Source organism: Microbacterium ureisolvens (assembly GCF_019511645.1).
GTDB lineage: Bacteria > Actinomycetota > Actinomycetes > Actinomycetales > Microbacteriaceae > Microbacterium > Microbacterium ureisolvens_A.
This window is the reverse complement of the sequence record NZ_JAEUAX010000004.1, coordinates 49,339-69,024: the sequence shown is the minus strand read 5'-3', so window position 1 is coordinate 69,024 and position 19,686 is coordinate 49,339. Positions and strand designations below refer to the sequence as shown.

Here is a 19,686-nt window from a genome sequence, read left to right as displayed (position 1 = left end):
TGCTCCTATCCGCTCTTGCGACGGAACTCGCGCTTCGTGACGGCCCCGTGCGTGCCGTGGATCGCCGAGTCGGCGTCCATGTGGGACTCGCCCTGGCGGTGGTTCGCGTTCTTCTTGTCGAGTGCTTCCTTGAACTTTCGCTTCATCTCATCGGATGCCGCAGACGCCGGCTTCTCGTCGGTGCTCATGACCCCCACCCTAGGCGCGGCATACGACGCCCGCCAGGGTGGGGGTCATCGGGCGCCCTGCTGATAGGCTTGGGAAGGTTGCCGTGTGGCAACCGCCCAATTCCACATGTGAGCACTGTGCTTCATATGGGCACTGTGGAGCAGGCCGGCAGGAAGCTGGTCCCCTGTGGTGGATTCCCCGCCGGCCGACGTCGGGTGGTCTTCTACTGGTGACCAGCGCTGGCGAACCCCGCGGCACTCCCGCGCGCCGAGATCTGCGTGTTCCTGCTCCTTCGCACAAGCTCGTGCGCGAAACGCGCGTGCGAGCCTAAACAAAGAAGGAGAGACCTCTTGGAAGGTCCTGAAATCACCGCCGCTGAGGCCGTTCTCGACAACGGCCGCTTCGGCACCCGTACCGTCCGGTTCGAGACCGGACGACTCGCGCAGCAGGCACAGGGTGCCGTCGCCGCGTACCTCGACGAGGAGACGATGCTCCTGTCGGCGACCAGCGCCGGCAAGTCGCCTCGTGAGGGCTTCGACTTCTTCCCGCTGACCGTCGACGTCGAAGAGCGTTCGTACGCGGCGGGCAAGATCCCCGGTTCGTTCTTCCGTCGCGAGGGCCGTCCCTCGACCGAGGCGATCCTCGTGTGCCGTCTCATCGACCGTCCGCTGCGCCCGTCGTTCGTCGACGGCCTGCGCAACGAGGTGCAGATCGTCGTCACGGTGCTCTCGATCGCGCCGGGCGAGTTCTACGACGCGCTCGCGATCAACGCGGCCTCGCTGTCGACGCAGATCTCCGGACTGCCGTTCTCGGGCCCGATCGCCGGTGTGCGCCTCGCGCTCATCCCGGGTCACGGCGAGCACGCAGACCAGTGGATCGCGTTCCCGACGGTGACGCAGCTCGAGGAGGCCGTGTTCGACCTCATCGTCGCCGGTCGTGTCCTGCCCGACGGCGACGTCGCGATCATGATGGTCGAGGCCGAGGCCACCGAGCACAGCTGGAACCTCATCAAGGCCGGCGCCACCAAGCCCAGCGAAGAGATCGTCGCAGCGGGGCTGGAGGCCTCGAAGCCGTTCATCAAGGAGCTCGTCGCCGCGCAGAACGTCGTGGCGAACGCCGCCGCGAAAGAGATCCAGCCCTACCCGGTCTTCCCGCAGTACAGCCAGGAGGTCTACGACTTCGTGGCCGGCCGCGCGTACGACCAGCTCGTGCCGGTGTACCAGATCGCCGACAAGCAGGAGCGTCAGAACGCCGACGACGCGATCAAGGAGGCCGTCAAGGCCGAGCTGCTCGCGGCTGTCGAGGCGGGCGAGCTCCCCTCGGTCGCGACGCTCGAGTTCAGCGCCGCCTACAAGTCCGTCACGAAGAAGATCGTGCGCGGCCGCATCCTCGCCGAGGGCGTCCGCATCGACGGACGTGGCCTGGCCGACATCCGCCCGCTCGACGCCGAGGTGCAGGTCATCCCGCGCGTCCACGGCTCGGCGATCTTCCAGCGCGGCGAGACCCAGATCCTGGGTGTCACCACGCTGAACATGCTCAAGATGGAGCAGCAGATCGACTCGCTGTCGCCGGTCACGAGCAAGCGCTACATGCACCACTACAACTTCCCGCCCTACTCGACCGGTGAGACCGGCCGCGTGGGCAGCCCGAAGCGTCGCGAGATCGGGCACGGCTTCCTGGCCGAGCGCGCGCTCGTGCCGGTGCTGCCGAGCCGCGAGGAGTTCCCGTACGCCATCCGCCAGGTGTCCGAGGCGCTCGGGTCCAACGGCTCGACGTCGATGGGCTCGGTCTGCGCCTCGACGCTGTCGCTGCTGAACGCGGGTGTGCCGCTGCGCGCCCCCGTCGCCGGCATCGCGATGGGTCTCGTGTCGGACGAGGTCGACGGCCAGACGCGCTACGCCGCGCTGACCGACATCCTCGGCGCCGAGGACGCCCTCGGCGACATGGACTTCAAGGTCGCCGGAACGAGCGAGTTCGTCACCGCCATCCAGCTCGACACGAAGCTCGACGGCATCCCGTCGTCGGTCCTCGCCGCCGCGCTGACGCAGGCCAAGGACGCACGCCTCACGATCCTCAACGTGCTCAACGCTGCGATCGACGGCCCGGACGAGATGGCGCCGACCGCCCCGCGCGTGATCAGCGTGCAGATCCCGGTCGACAAGATCGGCGAGCTGATCGGCCCGAAGGGCAAGACGATCAACGCCATCCAGGACGAGACCGGCGCGCAGATCTCCATCGAGGAGGACGGCACCGTCTACATCGGCGCGACCGACGGCCCCTCGGCCGAGGCCGCACGCGCCCAGGTCAACGCGATCGCCAATCCCACCAACCCGGAGGTCGGCGAGCAGTTCCTCGGAACGGTCGTCAAGATCGCGACGTTCGGCGCGTTCATCTCGCTCCTGCCCGGCAAGGACGGCCTGCTGCACGTCAGCGAGGTCCGCAAGCTCGCCGGCGGCAAGCGCGTGGAGAACGTCGAGGACGTGCTCTCGGTCGGCCAGAAGCTGCTCGTCAAGATCACGAAGATCGACGACCGCGGCAAGCTCTCCCTCGAGCCCGTGCTCGAGGAGGCCGCCGACCAGGAGGGTCGCGCCGCGGCCAGCGAGGGTCCCGAGGGTCCCGCGGAAGGCTGAACGTCACCGTCGCCGTCCGGCTCGTCCGGTCGATGATCTCGGATGCCCGTCCCCGCGAGGGGGCGGGCATCCGTCGTCGGTCGTCCGGTAGGCGCACCGCCCGCGCCGTCCGCCGTTCGGGGGACAGACGCCTGAGGGAACAGTGCTCCGTGACCAAAGCGTTATGTAATGTTCGTCCTTAGATCGCCTCAGTGAACGGCTCCGTGTCCGGACTGGCCTACCCTGTGTGTAAGCGCCGGGGGGCGCGCACAGTGATCACGACATTCCCCAGGGGATTCGTGAGGGGGTGGCACATGGCTTACTTCGGCGTTGACTCGACGCTCCCATCGTCGAGTCCGGATTCCGCACCCGCGTCCGGCGGCGTCCTGCGCGGCCCGCACCCCTCCGCCCCGATCCCGGTGCAGGGCCCCTCCATCGGCAGCAACCTGCGCGTCGCACTCGGCGAGAGCGGCTCGCACATCTTCCCGCTGATCCTCGGCGCCGCGGAGTTCGGGTGGAACGTCGACCTCGAGTCGAGCCACGCGATCCTCGACACCTATGCCGAACTGGGCGGCAACGCGGTGCACACCGCCGACAGCTATTCGAGCGGTCGCAGCGAGCACATCATCGGCCAGTGGCTGCATTCGCGCGGTCTCCGCGACGACATCGTGCTCGCCGTCCGTGTCGGCGGCCATGCCGACAACCCCGGTCTGGGCCCGGTCAACCTCGTGCGGGCTGTCGAGGCCTCGCTGAACCGCCTGCGCACCGACCGCATCGACGTGCTCTACCTCGATGCGACGACAGACCGCGCTTCATCGCTCGAGGACACACTCGCGACCGCGGAATGGCTCGTCGAGACCGGCAAGGTGCGCTCGCTCGGTGCCATCGGCTACAGCGCCGCGCAGCTGGTCGAGGCGCGCATCTTCGCGTCGGCGGGCTACCCCCGCATCACGGTGCTCGACGTTCCCTTCAACGTCCTGCGCCGTCACGAGTTCGACGCCGATCTGCGCCTCGTCGCAGGGGCGCAGGGCATGGCCGTGACGCCGTCCCACGCGCTGGAGCACGGTTTCCTCGCGGGCAGGCAGCGCTCGAAGATCCGCGGGGCCCTCTCGGTGCGCGGAGCGCAGCTCGCGGCGAACCTCAACCGGCGGGGGAGCCGCACGCTGCGCGCGCTCGACGCCGTCGGCGCCGAGCTCGGCGTGCCTGATGCGGCGGTCGCCGTCGCGTGGCTCCTGTCGCAGAAGCTCGTCACCGCGCCTATCGTGAACGCGTACGCGCCGCAGCACGTCGAGGAGCTCGTCCAGGGCGTCGGCGTCCGCCTCAGCCGCGGGCAGCTGTCCGATATCGCGCGCGCCTCGGTGTAGTCACCGCCCGTATGGGACTCGCCGTCCACAGGCAGTGAATCGCTGCGACGACGTGTCGTAGGGTGGAGGAAGTGCCTTCCCCAGGCACGCGATCCCCGACGGAGTGAACTGCGTGACGCACTACATCTACCTCGTGCGGCATGGCGAACATCAGGATGCCGAGCACGGACTCGTCGACGGACCCCTGTCGCCGCGCGGACGCCGCCAGGCCGCGCTGCTCGCCGACCGGCTCTCGGGCGTGCCCTTCGACGCGCTGTGGCACTCGCCTCTCGAGCGGGCCAGCCAGACCGCTCGCGCGGTCGCCGAGCGGATGCCCTCGCTCACGCCGGAACCGTCGGCGCTGCTGTTCGACTGCGTGCCGACCGGCATGACCGACGAGACGCCCGCCGCCTTCGAGCCGTTCTTCGGCTCGGTCACCGAGGCCGAGATCGAGGCAGGGCGTGCGCAGATGTCGGATGCCGTGAGCGAGTTCCTGGCGCGCAAGCGCGGTGAGGTGCACGAACTCCTGATCACGCACAACTTCGTCATCGCGTGGTTCGTGCGCGAGGTGCTGCAGGCCCCCGACTGGCGCTGGATGACGCTCAACCAGGCGCACTGCGGACTGACGGTGATCGCGCAGAAGCAGGGCCGCCCGTGGACCCTGCTGTCGCACAACGACCTCGCCCATCTGCCCGTCGAGCTGCGGACCGGCCTTCCTGAGGTCTACCCCGTCTGACCGGCGCTCAGAGTGGTTTCCCGAACCATCGGGACGCGTTCGGGTTGTCGTTGTAGGGCTCGATTGCGACGAACCCGGTGCGGGCGTAGAGCGCGCCTGCGGCTTCGAGCGAGTGATGCGTGTCCAGGACGAGCTCGGCGGCGCCGAATCCGCGCGCGCGCTCCATGAGGTCCTCGACGAGCAGCCGCCCCCAACCGCGTCCGCGGGTGACCGGCCTCAGGTACAGGTGCTTCAGCTCGTACCGCGTGCCGAGCGGACCCTCGGGGACGAGCCGGATGCCGCCGCAACCCTGTGCGACGCCCTCGTCGTCGTCGAGCACGACGAAGACGCCGGCGGGCGGCACGAAGGCCGCCGGGTCGGGGAAGGTCGTGCGGTACGCGACGCCCTGTTCGGCGAAACCTTCGGTGCGGGTCCGGAAGTACTCGGCGAGGAGGGCGTGGGCGTCGGGCGCGTCGACGGGGGAGGGGCGGAGGGTCACCACGCCTCCAGCCTAGGCGCCCGCCACGGTCCCGCCGGCCCGGCCGGTCGCGGGGCCGCCGCCTAGGATGGAGGCATGACGACACGCGTGGCCATCGTCGGCGGCACCGGAAAGCTCGGCGCGATCATCCGCGACGTGGTCGAGGCAGAACCCGGTTTCGAGGTCAGCGCGGTGCTGTCGTCCCGTTCGGAGCTGTCGGAGCTCGAAGGCGCCGACCTGGTGGTCGACGCGTCGACGCCCGCGGTCTCGATCGACGTCGTCCGCGCCGCGATCGAGCGCGGCATCAACGTGCTCGTCGGCACCTCCGGGTGGTCGGCCGAGCGGATCGCGCTGGTTCGCCCGCTCGTCGACGCCGCCGGCACGGGGGCGGTCTTCATCCCCAACTTCTCACTGGGCTCGGTGCTGGGCTCTGCTCTCGCCGCCGCGGCGGCGCCGTTCTTCCCGTCGATCGAGATCGTCGAGGCGCATCGTGAGACCAAGATCGATTCGCCGAGCGGCACGGCAGTGCGCACGGCCGAGCTCATCGCCGCTGCGCGCGACGGAGTCGGCCCGGTCGAGTCGCCCCACGTCGACCAGCGTGCCCGAGGTCAGCAGGTCGCGAGCGTGCCGATCCACTCGCTCCGCCGCCCGGGCGTCGTCGCCCGCCAGGAGACGATCCTCTCGGGGGCGGGGGAGTCGCTCACGATCGTGCACGACACCGTCGAGCCCGCGCAGGCCTACGGTCCCGGCATCCGTCTCGCCCTCGCTGCTGCACGCGACGCCTCGGGTGTCGTCGTCGGCCTCGACAGCCTGATCGACATCGGCGTCGGCCGCCGTGCCGCCGAGCCCGACGGCCGACCCGTCGACGAGGGCGGAGTGCCCGGCCAGGTCGCCCGCGCGACCGGCGCATGAGCGCCCGAATCGGCGTCGCCGTCATGGCGGCGCTGCTCGCGCTGTACATCGTGCTCGTCGGGCAGCGCGCGTGGCTTCTGCTGGTCAGCGGTGACCCCGTCGGCGTCGCGATGGGCGCCGCTCTCGTCGTGCTCCCGCTCATCGCCGCGTGGGCGCTCGGGCGTGAGCTGTGGTTCGGGGTGCGCGCGCAGCAGCTCGGCACCCGGCTCGAGGCGGAGGGTGCGCTCACGCAGGACGAGGTCGCAGTGCGTCCGAGCGGGCGTGTGCTGCGCGAGGATGGCGACGCCGTCTTCCCCGCGTACCGCGCCGAGGTCGAGGCGCACCCCGACGACTGGCGAGCGTGGTACCGGCTCGGACTCGCCTATGACGCCGCCGGGGACCGGCGGCGCGCGCGGGAAGCCGTGCGGGCGGCCATCCGCCTCGAGAAGACCGACCGCCTCGCCTGAACCCGCGCAGGATCAGGCTGCTGCAGGCACGGCCGCCGCGACCGCGTCCTCGACCGTCGGGTTCGAGAACACGAAACCCGACTTCTCGAGAGCCTCGGGTGCGACGTGGGCGTCGGCGGTGAGGATCGCCTCGGTGGCGTCCGCACCGAGCACGAGCTTCATGCCCCACACCGGCGCGCGCAGCAGGAACGGCCGGTTCATCCGCACCGCGAGGGCGAACCCGAGGTCGTTCGCCGTGGCGCGGGTCGGCCCCGAGAGGTTCACCGGCCCGGTGAGGCGGGCGTCGATGACGTGGCGGATCGCCCGCACCTCGTCCTCGAGCGAGATCCACGGCCACGCCTGCGTTCCCCGGCCTATCGGGCCGGAGAGACCGAGGCTGGTCAGAAGCATCAGCGGCTTCAGCACGCCGTCGGGGTGCACGACCGGCGCCGTGCGGAGCACCGAGACCGCAGCATCCGTTCCCGCGCCGAAGGCCGCACCCTCCCACTCGCCGCACAGGTCCGCGAGGAACGACTCGCCGCGAGCCGCGTTCTCCGTGAGCACGGCCCCCGGGCGTGAGCCGTAGTAGCCGACGGCCGACGCCGACACGAAGTGCGGGGCACCGGTGCCGAGCTCCCGTACCGCGCGGGCGAGCGCACGCGTCGGCGCTATGCGCGACCACAGCAGGGTGCTCTTGTACCCCGACGTCCAGGGGAATCGCCCGATGCTCGCGCCGTTGAGTCCGATCACGGCGTGGGCGCCTTCGAGCACCGCCGGATTCAGGGGCTCGCCCGTGGTGAGCCATTCGACCTCGTCGGCGACCTCTGCCGGGCGGCGGACCAGCCTGGTCACGGCGATGCCGTCGGCGCGGAGGCTGTCGACGAGCGCCCGGCCGATGAGGCCGGACGCGCCGGCGACGACGATCCGCCGACCGCCGTCATCGCCCGGAGGGCCTTCAGGCAAGCGTGGCCTCGATCGTGATCTCGATGCCCGCCAGGGCCTGCGAGACGGGGCAGCCGGCCTTCGCGCTCTGGGCGAGTCGCTCGAAGTCCTCGGGTTCGAGTCCCGGCACCACGGCATTGACGTTCAGGTGGCTGCCGGTGATGCCCGTGCCCGGCTTGAACGTGACCGAGGCGGTCGTGTCGATCGACTCCGGGGGAGTGCCGTTCTCCGCGAGAGCGAGCGAGAAGGCCATGCTGAAGCACGACGCGTGCGCGGCGGCGATGAGCTCCTCCGGCGTCGTGACCGACGTCGAGCCCTCGCTGCGTGCCTTCCAGTTGACGGGGAAGGTCCCGAGGCCGGAAGACACGAAGGTGGTCTCGCCGGAGCCGTCGAACAGACCGCCCTTCCATACCGTTGTTGCTTCGCTCGTGACGGTCATGTGGGCCTCCTCGCTGGCGGGGCGCCCGCGTGCCGGGCGTCTCGCGCCAGCCTATGGCGTCCGGTCGCCGCACCGCGATGGGTTGACACCGGATGCTGCGCCCCTCGGGCCTGGGAACGGCCGAGGCGGCGTCAGGCCGAGGCCGGGCGTGCGCGGCCCACGATGCCCGCGCGCTGCAGCAGGAGGTACAGCTGGCAGCCCAGGCAGAGCCCGAAGACGGCGTTGAGGAACGCCGCGACGAACGCCGCGGCGGCGGCGATGGTGAGCGCCCACGGCACGCCGAGCAGCTGCAGGACCAGGCCGAGGGCCGAGACGAAGAGGCCCACCCCCTGCGCGAAGCGCGGCGGCCGCGGGTCCTCGAGCTCGGTCGGGGCGGTCAGACGCGGTGCGACGACCGTGCGGAACAGCACACCCCACGGCGCAGTGCGGGGTGAGAGGACGCCCCACAGGAACAGGAGGGTCGTCACGAGCAGCAGCAGGAAAGCGGGGTCGAGGAACCGCTCGGCGACGCTCGCCGACGTGATCGCCCAGCCCTCCGCGGCCTGGGCCGTCGACAGCCCGGTGAGGCCGAGGAAGACGTCGATGAGGAGGAGCAGCGCGGTGATGCCCGCCGCGAAACGCGGACCTCGGGGGTCGATGCCGTGCAGGGGCGCAGCATCCGTTCGGTCAGACACTGGCGTCCTCCGCGATCAGGCGGTTGAGCTCGAGCTCGAGCACGTCGCGCCCGGGCGCTCCGCCGAAGCGGGTCTGCACCACGCCGTTGCGGTCGAGGACGAGCGTGGTCGGGGTTTGGAGCACGTGGAAGTGCTTGGCGATGTCGGGGCGGTGGGTGAGGTCGACATCGAGGTGGCGCACGCCCTCGTGGTCGTCGGCGATGGCCGCCAGGGTGCGGTGCACACCGGGGCAGCGGGAGCAGAGCTCGGTGCTGAACTGCAGGAGGGTGGCGACTTCGCCGAGTCCGTCGGCGCCGAGGCGGTGAGGCTCGATGACCTCGTGCTCGACATCGCGGCGGGCGCGGGACTGACGCCAGTTCAGGAAGACACCGAGGGCCACCGTCGCCGCGAGGAGCGCGGCGAGGGCGATGACGGCGCCGACGAGGTTCACAGCAGATGAGGCTAACCCCTTTCACCTGAATGGAGGCCGAAACGGCGAAAAATGACACGATGGATGTCACCCGAGGCGGGCCGCGGTGTCGGCTTTGGGCGGCGCGGGCACGGCCCCGATGTCGCGGGCCGCGGGTATCGTGGCAGCCGTGACGACGCCGATCCCGACCCCGTACGAAGACCTTCTGCGCGACGTGCTCGAGCACGGCACCCACAAGGACGACCGCACCGGCACCGGCACGACGAGCGCGTTCGGCCGGCAGATCCGGTTCGACCTGGGGCAGGGCTTCCCGCTCATCACGACCAAGCGGGTGCACTTCAAGTCGATCGCGTACGAGCTGCTGTGGTTCCTGCGCGGTGAGTCCAACGTGGCGTGGCTGCAGGAGAACGGCGTCACCATCTGGGACGAGTGGGCGGACGCCTCCGGCGAGCTCGGCCCCGTCTACGGTGTGCAGTGGCGGTCGTGGCCGACCCCGTCGGGCGATCACATCGACCAGATCGCGCTCGTGCTCGACCAGATCCGCGTGAACCCGGATTCCCGTCGGCTCATCGTGTCGGCGTGGAACCCCGCCGACATTCCCGACATGGCGCTCGCGCCCTGCCATGCGATGTTCCAGTTCTACGTCGCCGACGGCAAGCTGTCGTGCCAGCTGTACCAGCGCAGCGCCGATCTCTTCCTCGGCGTTCCGTTCAACATCGCGTCATACGCGCTGCTGACGCTCATGGTGGCCCAGCAGGCGGGGCTCGAGCCCGGCGACTTCGTGTGGACAGGCGGTGACTGCCACATCTACGACAACCACATCGAGCAGGTGCGCGAGCAGCTCACCCGCCACCCGTATCCGTACCCGACACTGCGCATCGCGCGGACGCCCGAGTCGATCTTCGGGTACCGCTACGACGACTTCGTGCTCGAGGACTACCAGCACCACCCCGCGATCCGCGGGGCGGTCGCCGTATGACGGCCCCGATCGGCCTGATCTGGGCGGAGGCGCACGACCGGGTGATCGGTGCCGACGGCGGAATGCCGTGGCACGTGCCGGAAGACCTCGCCCACTTCAAGGCGCTCACCCTCGGCGCGCCGGTGGTGATGGGCCGACGCACGTGGGAGTCGTTCCCCGCGCGCTTCCGCCCGCTGCCGGGACGCCGCAACATCGTGATCACCCGGCAGGACGACTGGACGGATGCCGGCGCCGAACGTTCCGGATCGCTCGAGGCCGCGCTGGCCCTGGCAGACGAAGGGTCGCCCGAGCGCATCTGGGTGATCGGCGGTGGGCAGCTGTTCCGTGAGGCCATCGACCTCGCCGACCTCCTCGAGGTCACCGAGCTCGACGTCGCCGTCGAGGGAGACACCCTCGCGCCCGACCGCTCGGACTGGGCCACCGTCGCGACGGACCCGGCCGAGGGGTGGCACACCTCGGGTTCCGGCATCCGTTACCGCTTTCTGCGACTGGTGCGACCGGCGGAGCGCGGCGCGCACTGACGCGGCAATAGGCTGGCGCGCATGGCGAAGACGGCCCTCATCACCGGTGCGAGTTCGGGTCTCGGCGCGGAGTACGCGCGTCAGCTCGCGGCGAAGGGCGCACATCTCGTGCTCGTCGCCCGCGACCGGCAGGCGCTCGAGCAGCTCGCGGTCCGGCTGCGGTCGGCCTACGGGGTGGAGGTCGAGGTCCTCGCGGCGGACCTGTTGAAGCGCCGCCAGCGCGAGCGCGTCGAGGCGCGTGTGGCCGATGAGAGCCGTCCGATCGAGATCCTGGTGAACAACGCCGGGTTCGGGCTCGCGCTGGCGTTCGAGCGCAACGACATCGACGACGAGGTCCGCCACCTCGAACTGCACGTCGAGGTGCCCATGCGCCTCACGCACGCCGCCCTCGGCGCGATGCTCGCCCGCGGCCACGGCCGCATCATCAACGTCGCGTCGGTGGCGGCGTTCATCCCGCGGTCCACCTACGGTGCCTGCAAGGGGTGGCTCGTGAGCTTCAGCCGGTGGGCGAACGGCCGCTACAGCCCGCGTGGCGTCACGGTGACGGCGGTGTGCCCGGGCTACACCCACACGAACTTCCACGAGCGCCTCGGGCTGCCGCCGGGGCAGGAGGGCATCCCCGACGGCCTGTGGCTCGACGCCCGCGAGGTCGTGGCCGAGTCCCTGCGGGACGCCGCTCGAGGGCTCCCGGTGTCGATCCCGTCGCTGCGGTACAAGCTGCTGGTGACGCTCGCCCGCTTCGCCCCGCCCTCGGTCGCCGCCCGCATCGGCGAGCGGGGGCGCTGACGCGGGCCGTCAGCTCACCGGCAGGTGGCGCGTGCGGCACATCCCGCGGGGCCGACAGGGAGGCAGCCCGGGAACGGGGGGAGGCCGTCGAGCCGATACCCTGAATTCATGACGCATACGGGCAACCCCTTCGGACAGGTGCTCGTCGCGCTCGTCACCCCTATGACGGCCGACGGCGAAGTCGACTGGCCCGCTGTCGAGAAGCACATCGACGACGTCATCACCGCGGGCGCCGACGGCATCGTCGTCACCGGCACCACGGGTGAGACGTCGACCCTCACCGACGCGGAGAAGATCCGCCTCGTCGAGGTGGGAAAGGATGTCGCCGCCGGCCGCGCCAAGATCATCACGGGTGGCGGCTCGAACGAGACCGCGCACGCGATCGAGCTGTACAAGGCGAGCGAGAAGGTCGGCGCTGACGGCATCATGATCGTCACGCCGTACTACAACAAGCCCACGCAGGCCGGCATCCTCACGCACTTCCGGCTGGTCGCCGACGCGACCGATCTGCCGGTGATCCTGTACGACATCCCGGGCCGCACCGGCGTGCCCATCCGCTACGAGACGATCCTGCGCCTCGCCAAGCACCCGAACATCCTCGCCATCAAGGACGCCAAGGGCGACTTCAGCGAGGTGAGCCGCGTGCTCAACCAGACCGACCTGATGTACTTCTCGGGCGACGACGCCAACGTGCTGCCGCACCTCGCGATCGGGGCCACCGGCCTCATCGGCGTCACCGCGAACATCGCGGCCCAGCCGTACCGAGTGATCGTCGACGCTGTGAACGCCGGCGATCTGAAGACCGCGACCGCCGCGCATCAGCAGCTCGAGCCGCTCGTGCGCGCCGTGATGACGCACGTGCCCGGCACGGTGTCGGCGAAGTACATCCTCCACGGCCTCGGCCGCATCGGGAGCCCCCGCGTGCGGCTGCCGCTGGTCGGTCCGGAGGAGTGGGAGGCCGCCAAGATCGAGGACGAGCTCGCTCTGGTGAGCGAGGTTCCCGGCGCCGACTTCTCGAACTTCCGCCCCGACCGCAACGCCGCCGCCGGCGGCGCGCTGCCGAAGGTCTCGGGCACCACGAGATGACGAATCGCGCCGTCGCCGAACGGTCGACGGCGCGCAGATGACGGGTGTGCCAGCGCCCGGAGGAGGCTTCGCAATGCCCACCACCCCGTACGACCCGCCGGAGCTTCCGGCAGGGACCCTCCGGATCGTCCCGCTCGGCGGTCTCGGCGAGGTCGGCCGCAACATGACGGTGTTCGAGTACGGCGGCAAGCTCCTCGTCGTCGACTGCGGCGTGCTGTTCCCCGAGGAGCACCAGCCTGGTGTGGACCTGATCCTCCCCGACTTCGAGCCGCTCAAGAAGCGCCTCGACGACATCGTCGGCGTCGTGCTGACGCACGGCCACGAGGACCACATCGGTGCGGTGCCGTACCTGCTGAAGCTCAAGAGCGACATCCCGATCATCGGATCGGGGCTGACGCTCGCGCTCACCGAGGCGAAGCTCAAGGAGCATCGCATCAGACCGTACGGCCTCACGGTCGCGGAGGGGCAGAGGGAGAACCTCGGCCCGTTCGAGCTCGAGTTCGTCGCGGTGAACCACTCGATCCCCGACGCCCTCGCCGTCGCGATCCGCACCCCCGCGGGCCTCGTGCTCGCCACCGGCGACTTCAAGATGGACCAGCTCCCGCTCGACGGCCGGCTGACCGACCTGCGTGCGTTCTCGCGGCTGGGGGAGGAGGGCGTCGATCTCTTCCTCGTCGACTCCACCAACGCCGACGTTCCGGGCTTCACGCCCCTCGAGCGCTCGATCGGTCCGGTGCTCGACCAGGTGATCGGCAAGGCGCCGCGGCGGGTCATCGTCGCGAGCTTCTCGAGCCACGTCCATCGCGTGCAGCAGGTGCTGGATGCGGCCGCGGCGCACGGGCGCCGCGTGGCTCTCCTCGGGCGCAGCATGCTTCGCAACATGACGATCGCCGAGGACCTCGGCTACCTGCACGTGCCCGAGGGCGTGCTCATCGACTACAAGAAGGCGCGGGACCTCCCCGACGACCAGATCGTCTACATGTCGACGGGTTCGCAGGGCGAGCCGATGGCCGTGCTCAGCCGCATGGCGAACCTCGACCACGCGATCGAGCCGGGTCCGGGCGACACCGTCATCCTGGCGTCGAGTCTCATCCCGGGCAATGAGAACGCCGTGTACCGGGTGATCGACGGGCTGACGAAGCTGGGCGCGAACGTCGTGCACAAGGGCAACGCCAAGGTGCACGTGTCGGGCCACGCCGCGGCCGGCGAGCTGCTCTACTGCTACAACATCCTGAAGCCGAAGAACGTGCTTCCCGTGCACGGCGAATACCGCCACCTCATGGCGAACGCGCGTCTCGCCCAGGACACCGGCATCGAGGCGGAGCGCACGATCCTGGCCGAGAACGGCACGGTCATCGACCTGAAGAACGGAGACGCGCACGTCGTCGGCCAGCTCGACCTCGGCTTCGTCTACGTCGACGGGTCGACCGTCGGGGAGATCACGGATGCCGACCTCAAGGACCGCCGGATCCTCGGCGAAGAGGGGTTCATCTCGGTGATCGTCGTCGTCGACGCCTCGACGGGCAAGGTCATCTCCGGGCCGGAGGTGCACGCCCGCGGATTCGCCGAGGACGACGCCGTGTTCGAGGACGTCAAGCCGAAGATCGCCGCGGCGCTCGCCGAGGCCGCCAAGTCCGGCGTCCGCGACCAGCACGCGCTGTCGCAGGTGGTGCGGCGCACGATCGGCCGCTGGGTCAACCAGTCGCTGCGTCGCCGGCCCATGATCGTGCCCCTCGTGATCGAAGCGTAGCCAGATCGCCATCGGAGGAGTATCGAGGCGTAACGCGGGGGCCGTACGATCGGCGTCGTGGCCTCCTCGTTCCGCATCCGCCCCGCCGTGTCCGCCGACGGCGTGTTCCTCGGCGACATGGTCGTCGAGGCGGCGAACTGGCGCCAGGGCGGTGCGAAGCCTCGTCACGAGGTGATCGGCGGCACCGACCACCGACGCTACGTGGCCGGCTGGATGCGGCCGGGCGACGCCGGCTTCATCGCCGAGGACGCCAACGGCGAGCCGGTGGGCGCCGCCTGGTACCGGATGCTGCCGCGCGACGATCCGGGATTCGGCTATGTCGGAACCGGGGTTCCCGAGCTCATCATCGGCGTCCGCCCCATCTGGCGTGCCCACGGCGTGGGCCGGGCGCTGCTGCAGCGCCTGTGCGAGCATGCGGGGGCGCAGGGCTTCGCGCGCATCAGCCTGAGCGTGGAACGGGACAATTTCGCGTCGACGCTCTACCGCAGCGAGGGGTTCGCGGTCACCCAGAGCGGATCGGGCCGCGACACCATGGTCAAACGCCTGCGCTGAAGCATCCCTCGTTCCGGCCCGTCGCGACGCGCCCGGCCTGCGGCCGCAGGGCGGCGTGGTTGCGGGCAAATGTCGCGGTGTCGGCCTACCGTGGGGGAATGGCCAGGAGCTCAAGCCCGACCAGCCGGTCGCGCGCGTCTTCGAGCGCGTCGACGAACGCGCGTTCCGGCGCGTCCTCGTCTGCGCGCAAGCCCGCGGCCGCCAAGCCGGCACCCGCACCCAAGCGCTACGTGAACGAACCCGACCGTCCGCCGATCGTCGTTCGCGCGTGGATGGGCCTGGCGCACGCCACCGGCGGCCTCTTCCGCGCGTTCGGTCCCGAGGCGCTCGAGAAGGACCAGCGCCGCGACGGCTTCCCGTTCCTCCTCGTGCTGCTCGCGATCGCCGGCGCGGTGAACGAGTGGTTCTTCATCGGCAGCGAGGTCGCGAAGACCATCAGCGCGTACACCGTGGGCGGCCTCATCGGCCGCGAGGCGTTCGTCCTGCCCGTGCTGCTGCTCATGCTCGCGGGCTGGATGTTCCGGCATCCGTCGTCGGTGCACGACAACGGCCGGGTCGGCATCGGCTTCGGCCTGCTCGTCCTCACGATCGCCGGCTTCTGCCACGTCGCCGGCGGCCGCCCTCAGCCGAACCAGGGGCTCCCCGCCCTAAGCGAGGCGGGCGGGCTCTTCGGCTGGATGCTCGGCGAGCCGCTCGCACTCGTGCTCACCGACGTCGGCGCGTACATCGTGCTGTCGCTTCTGGCCGTGCTCAGCATCCTGATCATCACGAAGACGCCCCCGAACCGCATCGGGCGCCGCCTGGGCGAGCTGTACGCCTGGATGTTCGGTGCCGAGCCGCGCGAAGAGAAGGCGACGGCGGATGCTGCGGCCCCGGCCGCTTCGGAGGACGAGGGCGACTCCTCGCTGCCGTTCTGGCGCCGCAACAAGACCGGGCGCGAGAAGGACCCGGAGGTCGGGCTCGGCTCGCAGGACCTCACCGAGCTCCTCCCGGCCGGTTCGTCACAGGGCGGGTTCGAGCAGGCCATGACGCCCCCCGTCACCCCGCCTCCGGCGCCGGCGACCGACGCGCTCACGGAGGTCATCGACCCCGCGGTGCTGTCGGCAGCGAAGGCCGCGACCTCGTCGCGCACGTCCCTTCGCGACGACGCCGAGGTCATCGAGGACGACGGCACGCTCCCCGGGCTCGACGGCATCGGCTCGGCCGCGGAGATCGACTCGCCTTCCGCACCGTACCGGCTGCCCTCGGTCAACTCGCTCGCCGCCGGCTCGCCACACGTGGCCCGTTCGCAGGCCAACGACGACACCGTGCGGGCGATCACGAGCGTGCTCGACCAGTTCTCCGTCGACGCGCGCGTGACCGGCTTCTCCCGCGGACCGACCGTGACGCAGTACGAGATCGAGCTGGGCCCCGGGGTCAAGGTGGAGCGCATCACCGCGCTCACCAACAACATCGCCTACGCGGTGGCCTCGAACGAGGTGCGCATCCTCGCGCCCATCCCGGGCAAGAGCGCCATCGGCGTCGAGATCCCCAACACCGACCGCGAGATCGTGACGCTCGGCGACGTGCTGCGCTCGCCCACGGCGACCAGCCAGACCCACCCCATGACGATCGGCGTCGGCAAGGACGTCGGCGGCGGGTACGTCGTGGCGAACCTCGCGAAGATGCCCCACCTACTGGTCGCCGGCTCGACCGGCTCGGGCAAGTCCAGCTTCGTCAACTCGATGATCACGAGTCTGCTGATGCGGGCCAAGCCCGCCGATGTGCGCATGGTGCTCATCGACCCCAAGCGCGTCGAACTGACGTCGTACGCGGGTGTGCCGCACCTCATCACACCCATCATCACGAACCCGAAGAAGGCTGCCGAGGCGCTGCAGTGGGTCGTGAAGGAGATGGACATGCGGTACGACGACCTCGCGTCGTTCGGCTTCCGTCACATCGACGACTTCAACAAGGCCGTGATGGCCGGCGAGATCACGCTTCCGCCGGGAAGCGAGCGCGTCCTCAAGCCGTATCCGTATCTTCTCGTGGTCGTCGACGAGCTCGCCGACCTCATGATGGTCGCTCCCCGCGACGTCGAGGACTCGATCGTGCGCATCACGCAGCTCGCGCGGGCCTCGGGCATCCACCTCGTGCTCGCGACCCAGCGGCCCTCGGTCGATGTCGTCACGGGCCTCATCAAGGCGAACGTCCCGTCGCGTCTGGCGTTCGCCGTGACGAGCGTCACCGACTCCCGCGTCATCCTCGACCAGCCCGGCGCCGATCGCCTGATCGGCCAGGGCGACGGTCTCTTCCTGCCGATGGGTGCCTCGAAGGCGCTCCGCGTGCAGGGCGCGTGGGTGAGCGAGAAGGAGATCGAGGAGGTCGTCAAGCACGTCACGCACCAGGCGCGGCCGGAGTATCGCGCCGATGTGGCGGCGGTGGCCGAGAAGAAGGAGATCGATGCCGACATCGGCGACGACCTCGAGCTGCTGCTGGCTGCCGCGGAACTCGTCGTGTCGAGCCAGTTCGGCTCGACGTCCATGCTCCAGCGCAAGCTGCGCGTCGGCTTCGCGAAGGCCGGGCGCCTGATGGACCTCCTCGAATCGCGCGAGATCGTCGGCCCCTCCGAAGGGTCGAAGGCCCGCGACGTGCTGGTGACGGTCGAGCAGCTGCCATCGGTGCTTGCGCGGCTGCGCGGCGAGGACGTTCCCGACGAGGCGCCCGCTCCCGCGGCGCCGGCTGCTGCGGCGGCGGACGACCGCTATGGGACGGATGCCGTGGGCTCGCAGTACGACGGCTACCCCGTTGTCGACGGCGACGAGGGCTCCGAGGACGCGTGGGGTCTCACCGGTCGCGACTGACCCGCCGTACGGCGCGGCTGCCGCCGCACCGCGACGGCACGCGCCGATAGGCTCGGGGCCATGGCGATCCCCCGGCAGCTGCCCAACGCGATCACGATCGTGCGCATCCTGTGCGCGCCGGTCTTCCTGTGGATGCTCCTGGCCGATGCGGGAGCGGACGGCGCCCTCCGGTGGTGGGCAGCCGTACTCTTCATCGTGGCGATCGCGACCGACGGGATCGACGGCTACCTGGCGCGCAAGTACGAGATCGTCACCGACCTGGGCAAGCTCCTCGACCCGATCGCCGACAAGGTGCTCACCGGCTTCGCGTTCATCGGGCTGTCGATCCTGGGGGAGCTCCCGTGGTGGATCACGATCATCGTGCTCATCCGCGAGATCGGCATCACCGTGTACCGGTTCATGGTGGTGAGCGACCATGTGCTCGCCGCGGCCTGGATGGGCAAGCTCAAGACGCTCGCGCAGGGTCTCGCCCTCTCGCTCGCCCTCCTGCCGCTGTGGACGCTCGTCGGGGAGTGGATCTTCTGGGTCAACGGCGCGCTCATGACGGTCGCGGTGATCCTCACGATCGCGAGCGGCATGGACTACATCGTGACCGAGGTGCGCGCGGCGCGCGCCAAGCGGAGGGACGCGTGACGAATGCCTCGCCCCTCGGCGCTGCGGTGCTGCGGGCGCTCGATGCACGAGGCTGGTCGATAGCCGCGGCGGAGTCGCTGACGGGCGGACGCGTCATCGCGACCCTCGTCGATGTGCCCGGGGCGTCCGCGCACGTGCGGGGCGGCATCGTCGCGTATGCGACGGACGTCAAGGCGAGCCAGCTGGGAGTGGATGCCGATCTGCTGGCCGCTCGCGGCGCGGTCGACGCGGAGGTGGCCGTGCAGATGGCACAGGGCGTCCGCCGCGCCCTGCGGGCCGATGTGGGCATCTCGACGACCGGGGTCGCGGGCCCCGGCGCGCAGGAGGGCAAGCCCGTCGGCACCGTCCACATCGCCGTCGTGACCCCCGAAGAGACCGCGGTGTCGTCCCTCGAACTGACGGGAACGCGCGACCAGATCCGCACCGGGACGGTGCAGAGCGTGCTGGAACTGACGCTCGCCGTGGTGGGAGGCATCCGTCATCCGTGACGACGCGTGCGGGAACAGATGGTGTTTCGTCTCGGTTACATTCGGAGATTCCCACCCATTGCCCAGTTCCCGGGATTAGATTGGCATCATCGGGTGCTGTACTGTGGGGCACCCGGATGACGGTGGAATCAGAAGTGAGGAGGGGCCCTGATGATCCTGGTACGTCAAGAGATCGGCGAAGTGCTTCGTGATTTCCGCCAGCAGAAGGGTCGTACCCTCCGGCAGGTCGCGAGCCGCGCGAGCGTGGCGCTGGGCTACCTGAGCGAGGTGGAGCGCGGTCAGAAAGAGGCCTCGAGCGAGATCCTCGCATCGGTGGCGGAGGCGCTCGACGTTCCGATCTCGATCATCATGCGCGAGGTCGGCGACCGTATCTCGGTCCTCGAAGGCCTGCAGACCTTCCCCGACGTCGTCCCCGACGACCTCGTCGCGTCGGTCGACGCCGAGCTGTCGCTGCGCTGACAGCGCTGCTGTCTCCCTATGCGTCGCAGCGAGTTCAACCGTGCGGTGAGCGATGAGTTCGGGCGGCGCGCGAACGCCGTCGTGACGGATCTCTACCTGTCCAAGGTCGGCGGCCGCACGGCCGCCGAGGCGATCGAAGCCGGTGTCGACCCGCGCGAGGTGTGGCTCGCGCTGTGCGAGGAGCTCGACGTCCCCGCTGAGCGCCGCTACGGCGTCGGGCGACTGGAGCCGCGGCGCCGCTGACTGGCCGGCGCGTGCGTCCCCGGTGGCCCGCGGTTCCGGCGTGTCATCGAAGAAGTGTTCGAGATCCGCGTAGGCTCCTGCACAGCAGGTGTCGAGAGCGTGTTTTCCACGCACCGGGAAGGAGCGAAGACGGATGTCGGAGCCCCTCCCTAACGTGAACAGCGTCGAACGACACCTCACGCCTTGTCGCAGCATCCATCCCACCGGGGCGGAGCGCGACAGCCTACAGGCG

General features: G+C 70.2%; 22 protein-coding genes. 16 read left to right on the top strand and 6 right to left on the bottom strand.

All coding sequences use genetic code 11. From position 1 onward, the window contains the following. Positions 1–5: 5 nt before the first annotated feature. Complete coding sequence (locus JNB61_RS08795) at positions 6–188, bottom strand: DUF5302 domain-containing protein (RefSeq protein WP_109211870.1); 183 nt, start codon at positions 186–188, stop codon at positions 6–8. A 330-nt stretch (positions 189–518) separates the two neighbouring features. Between JNB61_RS08795 and JNB61_RS08790 the strand changes: the two genes are divergently transcribed. The 3 genes from JNB61_RS08790 to JNB61_RS08780 all read left to right on the top strand — a co-directional run bounded on the left by JNB61_RS08790 (position 519) and on the right by JNB61_RS08780 (position 4,856). After that, on the top strand, positions 519–2,798 hold the full coding sequence (locus JNB61_RS08790; RefSeq protein ID WP_159845048.1) for a polyribonucleotide nucleotidyltransferase: 2,280 nt from the start codon (positions 519–521) through the stop codon (positions 2,796–2,798). Between the two features lie 293 nt (positions 2,799–3,091). Beyond that, complete coding sequence (locus JNB61_RS08785; protein ID WP_159845046.1) at positions 3,092–4,141, top strand: aldo/keto reductase; 1,050 nt, start codon at positions 3,092–3,094, stop codon at positions 4,139–4,141. Positions 4,142–4,253: 112 nt separating this feature from the next. Then, positions 4,254–4,856, top strand: coding sequence for a histidine phosphatase family protein (locus JNB61_RS08780; protein ID WP_220339375.1), 603 nt, complete (start codon positions 4,254–4,256; stop codon positions 4,854–4,856). A 7-nt stretch (positions 4,857–4,863) separates the two neighbouring features. Here the strand turns inward: JNB61_RS08780 and JNB61_RS08775 are convergent, their stop codons facing one another. Then, positions 4,864–5,337, bottom strand: coding sequence for a GNAT family N-acetyltransferase (locus JNB61_RS08775; RefSeq protein WP_220288037.1), 474 nt, complete (start codon positions 5,335–5,337; stop codon positions 4,864–4,866). A gap of 72 nt (positions 5,338–5,409) precedes the next feature. Here JNB61_RS08775 and JNB61_RS08770 point away from each other — a divergent pair, with 72 nt between their 5' ends. Beyond that, a complete protein-coding gene (locus tag JNB61_RS08770; protein ID WP_159845039.1) occupies positions 5,410–6,225 on the top strand; it encodes a 4-hydroxy-tetrahydrodipicolinate reductase in 816 nt (271 codons plus the stop codon). Then, complete coding sequence (locus tag JNB61_RS08765) at positions 6,222–6,671, top strand: hypothetical protein (protein ID WP_220339374.1); 450 nt, start codon at positions 6,222–6,224, stop codon at positions 6,669–6,671. Before JNB61_RS08770 ends, JNB61_RS08765 begins: the two co-directional genes overlap by 4 nt. A 12-nt stretch (positions 6,672–6,683) precedes the next feature. Here the strand turns inward: JNB61_RS08765 and JNB61_RS08760 are convergent, their stop codons facing one another. From JNB61_RS08760 to JNB61_RS20035, 4 genes are all read right to left on the bottom strand, one after another. Continuing rightward, positions 6,684–7,613 carry a TIGR01777 family oxidoreductase gene (locus tag JNB61_RS08760; protein WP_222855299.1) on the bottom strand — a complete coding sequence of 310 codons (930 nt, stop codon included), beginning with the start codon at positions 7,611–7,613 and terminating at the stop codon, positions 6,684–6,686. Continuing rightward, positions 7,606–8,031 carry an OsmC family peroxiredoxin gene (locus JNB61_RS08755; RefSeq protein ID WP_045297285.1) on the bottom strand — a complete coding sequence of 142 codons (426 nt, stop codon included), beginning with the start codon at positions 8,029–8,031 and terminating at the stop codon, positions 7,606–7,608. Before JNB61_RS08755 ends, JNB61_RS08760 begins: the two co-directional genes overlap by 8 nt. Positions 8,032–8,162: 131 nt before the next feature. Next, a complete protein-coding gene (locus JNB61_RS08750; protein WP_220288034.1) occupies positions 8,163–8,705 on the bottom strand; it encodes a DUF4395 domain-containing protein in 543 nt (180 codons plus the stop codon). Next, positions 8,698–9,135, bottom strand: a complete 438-nt coding sequence (locus JNB61_RS20035; protein WP_220288033.1) for a TlpA family protein disulfide reductase — start codon at positions 9,133–9,135, stop codon at positions 8,698–8,700. Before JNB61_RS20035 ends, JNB61_RS08750 begins: the two co-directional genes overlap by 8 nt. Positions 9,136–9,253: 118 nt before the next feature. Between JNB61_RS20035 and JNB61_RS08740 the strand changes: the two genes are divergently transcribed. The 11 genes from JNB61_RS08740 to JNB61_RS08690 all read left to right on the top strand — a co-directional run bounded on the left by JNB61_RS08740 (position 9,254) and on the right by JNB61_RS08690 (position 19,454). After that, on the top strand, positions 9,254–10,093 hold the full coding sequence (locus JNB61_RS08740; RefSeq protein WP_220339518.1) for a thymidylate synthase: 840 nt from the start codon (positions 9,254–9,256) through the stop codon (positions 10,091–10,093). Next, the gene (locus tag JNB61_RS08735) at positions 10,090–10,614 is read left to right on the top strand and encodes a dihydrofolate reductase (RefSeq protein ID WP_220339373.1); all 525 of its coding nucleotides are present in this window, start codon (positions 10,090–10,092) and stop codon (positions 10,612–10,614) included. The genes JNB61_RS08740 and JNB61_RS08735 overlap by 4 nt, the downstream gene beginning before the upstream one ends. A 21-nt stretch (positions 10,615–10,635) precedes the next feature. Further along, positions 10,636–11,400, top strand: coding sequence for an SDR family NAD(P)-dependent oxidoreductase (locus JNB61_RS08730; protein WP_220339372.1), 765 nt, complete (start codon positions 10,636–10,638; stop codon positions 11,398–11,400). 108 nt (positions 11,401–11,508) lie between these two features. Continuing rightward, entirely contained in the window at positions 11,509–12,486 is a 978-nt protein-coding gene (dapA, locus tag JNB61_RS08725) for a 4-hydroxy-tetrahydrodipicolinate synthase (RefSeq protein WP_220288030.1), read from the top strand. A gap of 73 nt (positions 12,487–12,559) precedes the next feature. Continuing rightward, positions 12,560–14,236, top strand: a complete 1,677-nt coding sequence (locus tag JNB61_RS08720) for a ribonuclease J (RefSeq protein ID WP_220339371.1) — start codon at positions 12,560–12,562, stop codon at positions 14,234–14,236. A 57-nt stretch (positions 14,237–14,293) separates the two neighbouring features. Further along, entirely contained in the window at positions 14,294–14,788 is a 495-nt protein-coding gene (locus JNB61_RS08715; RefSeq protein WP_220339370.1) for a GNAT family N-acetyltransferase, read from the top strand. 98 nt (positions 14,789–14,886) lie between these two features. After that, a complete protein-coding gene (locus tag JNB61_RS08710; RefSeq protein WP_220339369.1) occupies positions 14,887–17,631 on the top strand; it encodes an FtsK/SpoIIIE family DNA translocase in 2,745 nt (914 codons plus the stop codon). 60 nt (positions 17,632–17,691) lie between these two features. Continuing rightward, entirely contained in the window at positions 17,692–18,264 is a 573-nt protein-coding gene (gene pgsA, locus JNB61_RS08705; RefSeq protein ID WP_220339368.1) for a CDP-diacylglycerol--glycerol-3-phosphate 3-phosphatidyltransferase, read from the top strand. Beyond that, positions 18,261–18,752, top strand: a complete 492-nt coding sequence (locus JNB61_RS08700; protein ID WP_220339367.1) for a CinA family protein — start codon at positions 18,261–18,263, stop codon at positions 18,750–18,752. Before pgsA ends, JNB61_RS08700 begins: the two co-directional genes overlap by 4 nt. A gap of 150 nt (positions 18,753–18,902) precedes the next feature. Next, a complete protein-coding gene (locus JNB61_RS08695) occupies positions 18,903–19,211 on the top strand; it encodes a helix-turn-helix domain-containing protein (protein ID WP_018172206.1) in 309 nt (102 codons plus the stop codon). 18 nt (positions 19,212–19,229) lie between these two features. Next, positions 19,230–19,454 (top strand): DUF3046 domain-containing protein, encoded by a 225-nt coding sequence (locus JNB61_RS08690; RefSeq protein WP_159844997.1) that lies wholly within the window; start codon positions 19,230–19,232, stop codon positions 19,452–19,454. The last annotated feature ends 232 nt before the right edge of the window (positions 19,455–19,686 follow it).

Bases quoted from the DNA above. Each gene is read 5' to 3' on its own strand.
- JNB61_RS08795 (WP_109211870.1), bottom strand. From the start codon at position 188: ATGAGCACCGACGAGAAGCCGGCGTCTGCGGCATCCGATGAGATGAAG.
- JNB61_RS08785 (WP_159845046.1), top strand. From the start codon at position 3,092: ATGGCTTACTTCGGCGTTGACTCGACGCTCCCATCGTCGAGTCCGGAT.
- JNB61_RS08770 (WP_159845039.1), top strand. From the start codon at position 5,410: ATGACGACACGCGTGGCCATCGTCGGCGGCACCGGAAAGCTCGGCGCG.
- JNB61_RS08765 (WP_220339374.1), top strand. From the start codon at position 6,222: ATGAGCGCCCGAATCGGCGTCGCCGTCATGGCGGCGCTGCTCGCGCTG.
- JNB61_RS08755 (WP_045297285.1), bottom strand. From the start codon at position 8,031: ATGACCGTCACGAGCGAAGCAACAACGGTATGGAAGGGCGGTCTGTTC.
- JNB61_RS08740 (WP_220339518.1), top strand. From the start codon at position 9,254: ATGTCGCGGGCCGCGGGTATCGTGGCAGCCGTGACGACGCCGATCCCG.
- JNB61_RS08735 (WP_220339373.1), top strand. From the start codon at position 10,090: ATGACGGCCCCGATCGGCCTGATCTGGGCGGAGGCGCACGACCGGGTG.
- JNB61_RS08730 (WP_220339372.1), top strand. From the start codon at position 10,636: ATGGCGAAGACGGCCCTCATCACCGGTGCGAGTTCGGGTCTCGGCGCG.
- dapA (WP_220288030.1), top strand. From the start codon at position 11,509: ATGACGCATACGGGCAACCCCTTCGGACAGGTGCTCGTCGCGCTCGTC.
- JNB61_RS08720 (WP_220339371.1), top strand. From the start codon at position 12,560: ATGCCCACCACCCCGTACGACCCGCCGGAGCTTCCGGCAGGGACCCTC.
- JNB61_RS08710 (WP_220339369.1), top strand. From the start codon at position 14,887: ATGGCCAGGAGCTCAAGCCCGACCAGCCGGTCGCGCGCGTCTTCGAGC.
- pgsA (WP_220339368.1), top strand. From the start codon at position 17,692: ATGGCGATCCCCCGGCAGCTGCCCAACGCGATCACGATCGTGCGCATC.
- JNB61_RS08695 (WP_018172206.1), top strand. From the start codon at position 18,903: ATGATCCTGGTACGTCAAGAGATCGGCGAAGTGCTTCGTGATTTCCGC.
- JNB61_RS08690 (WP_159844997.1), top strand. From the start codon at position 19,230: ATGCGTCGCAGCGAGTTCAACCGTGCGGTGAGCGATGAGTTCGGGCGG.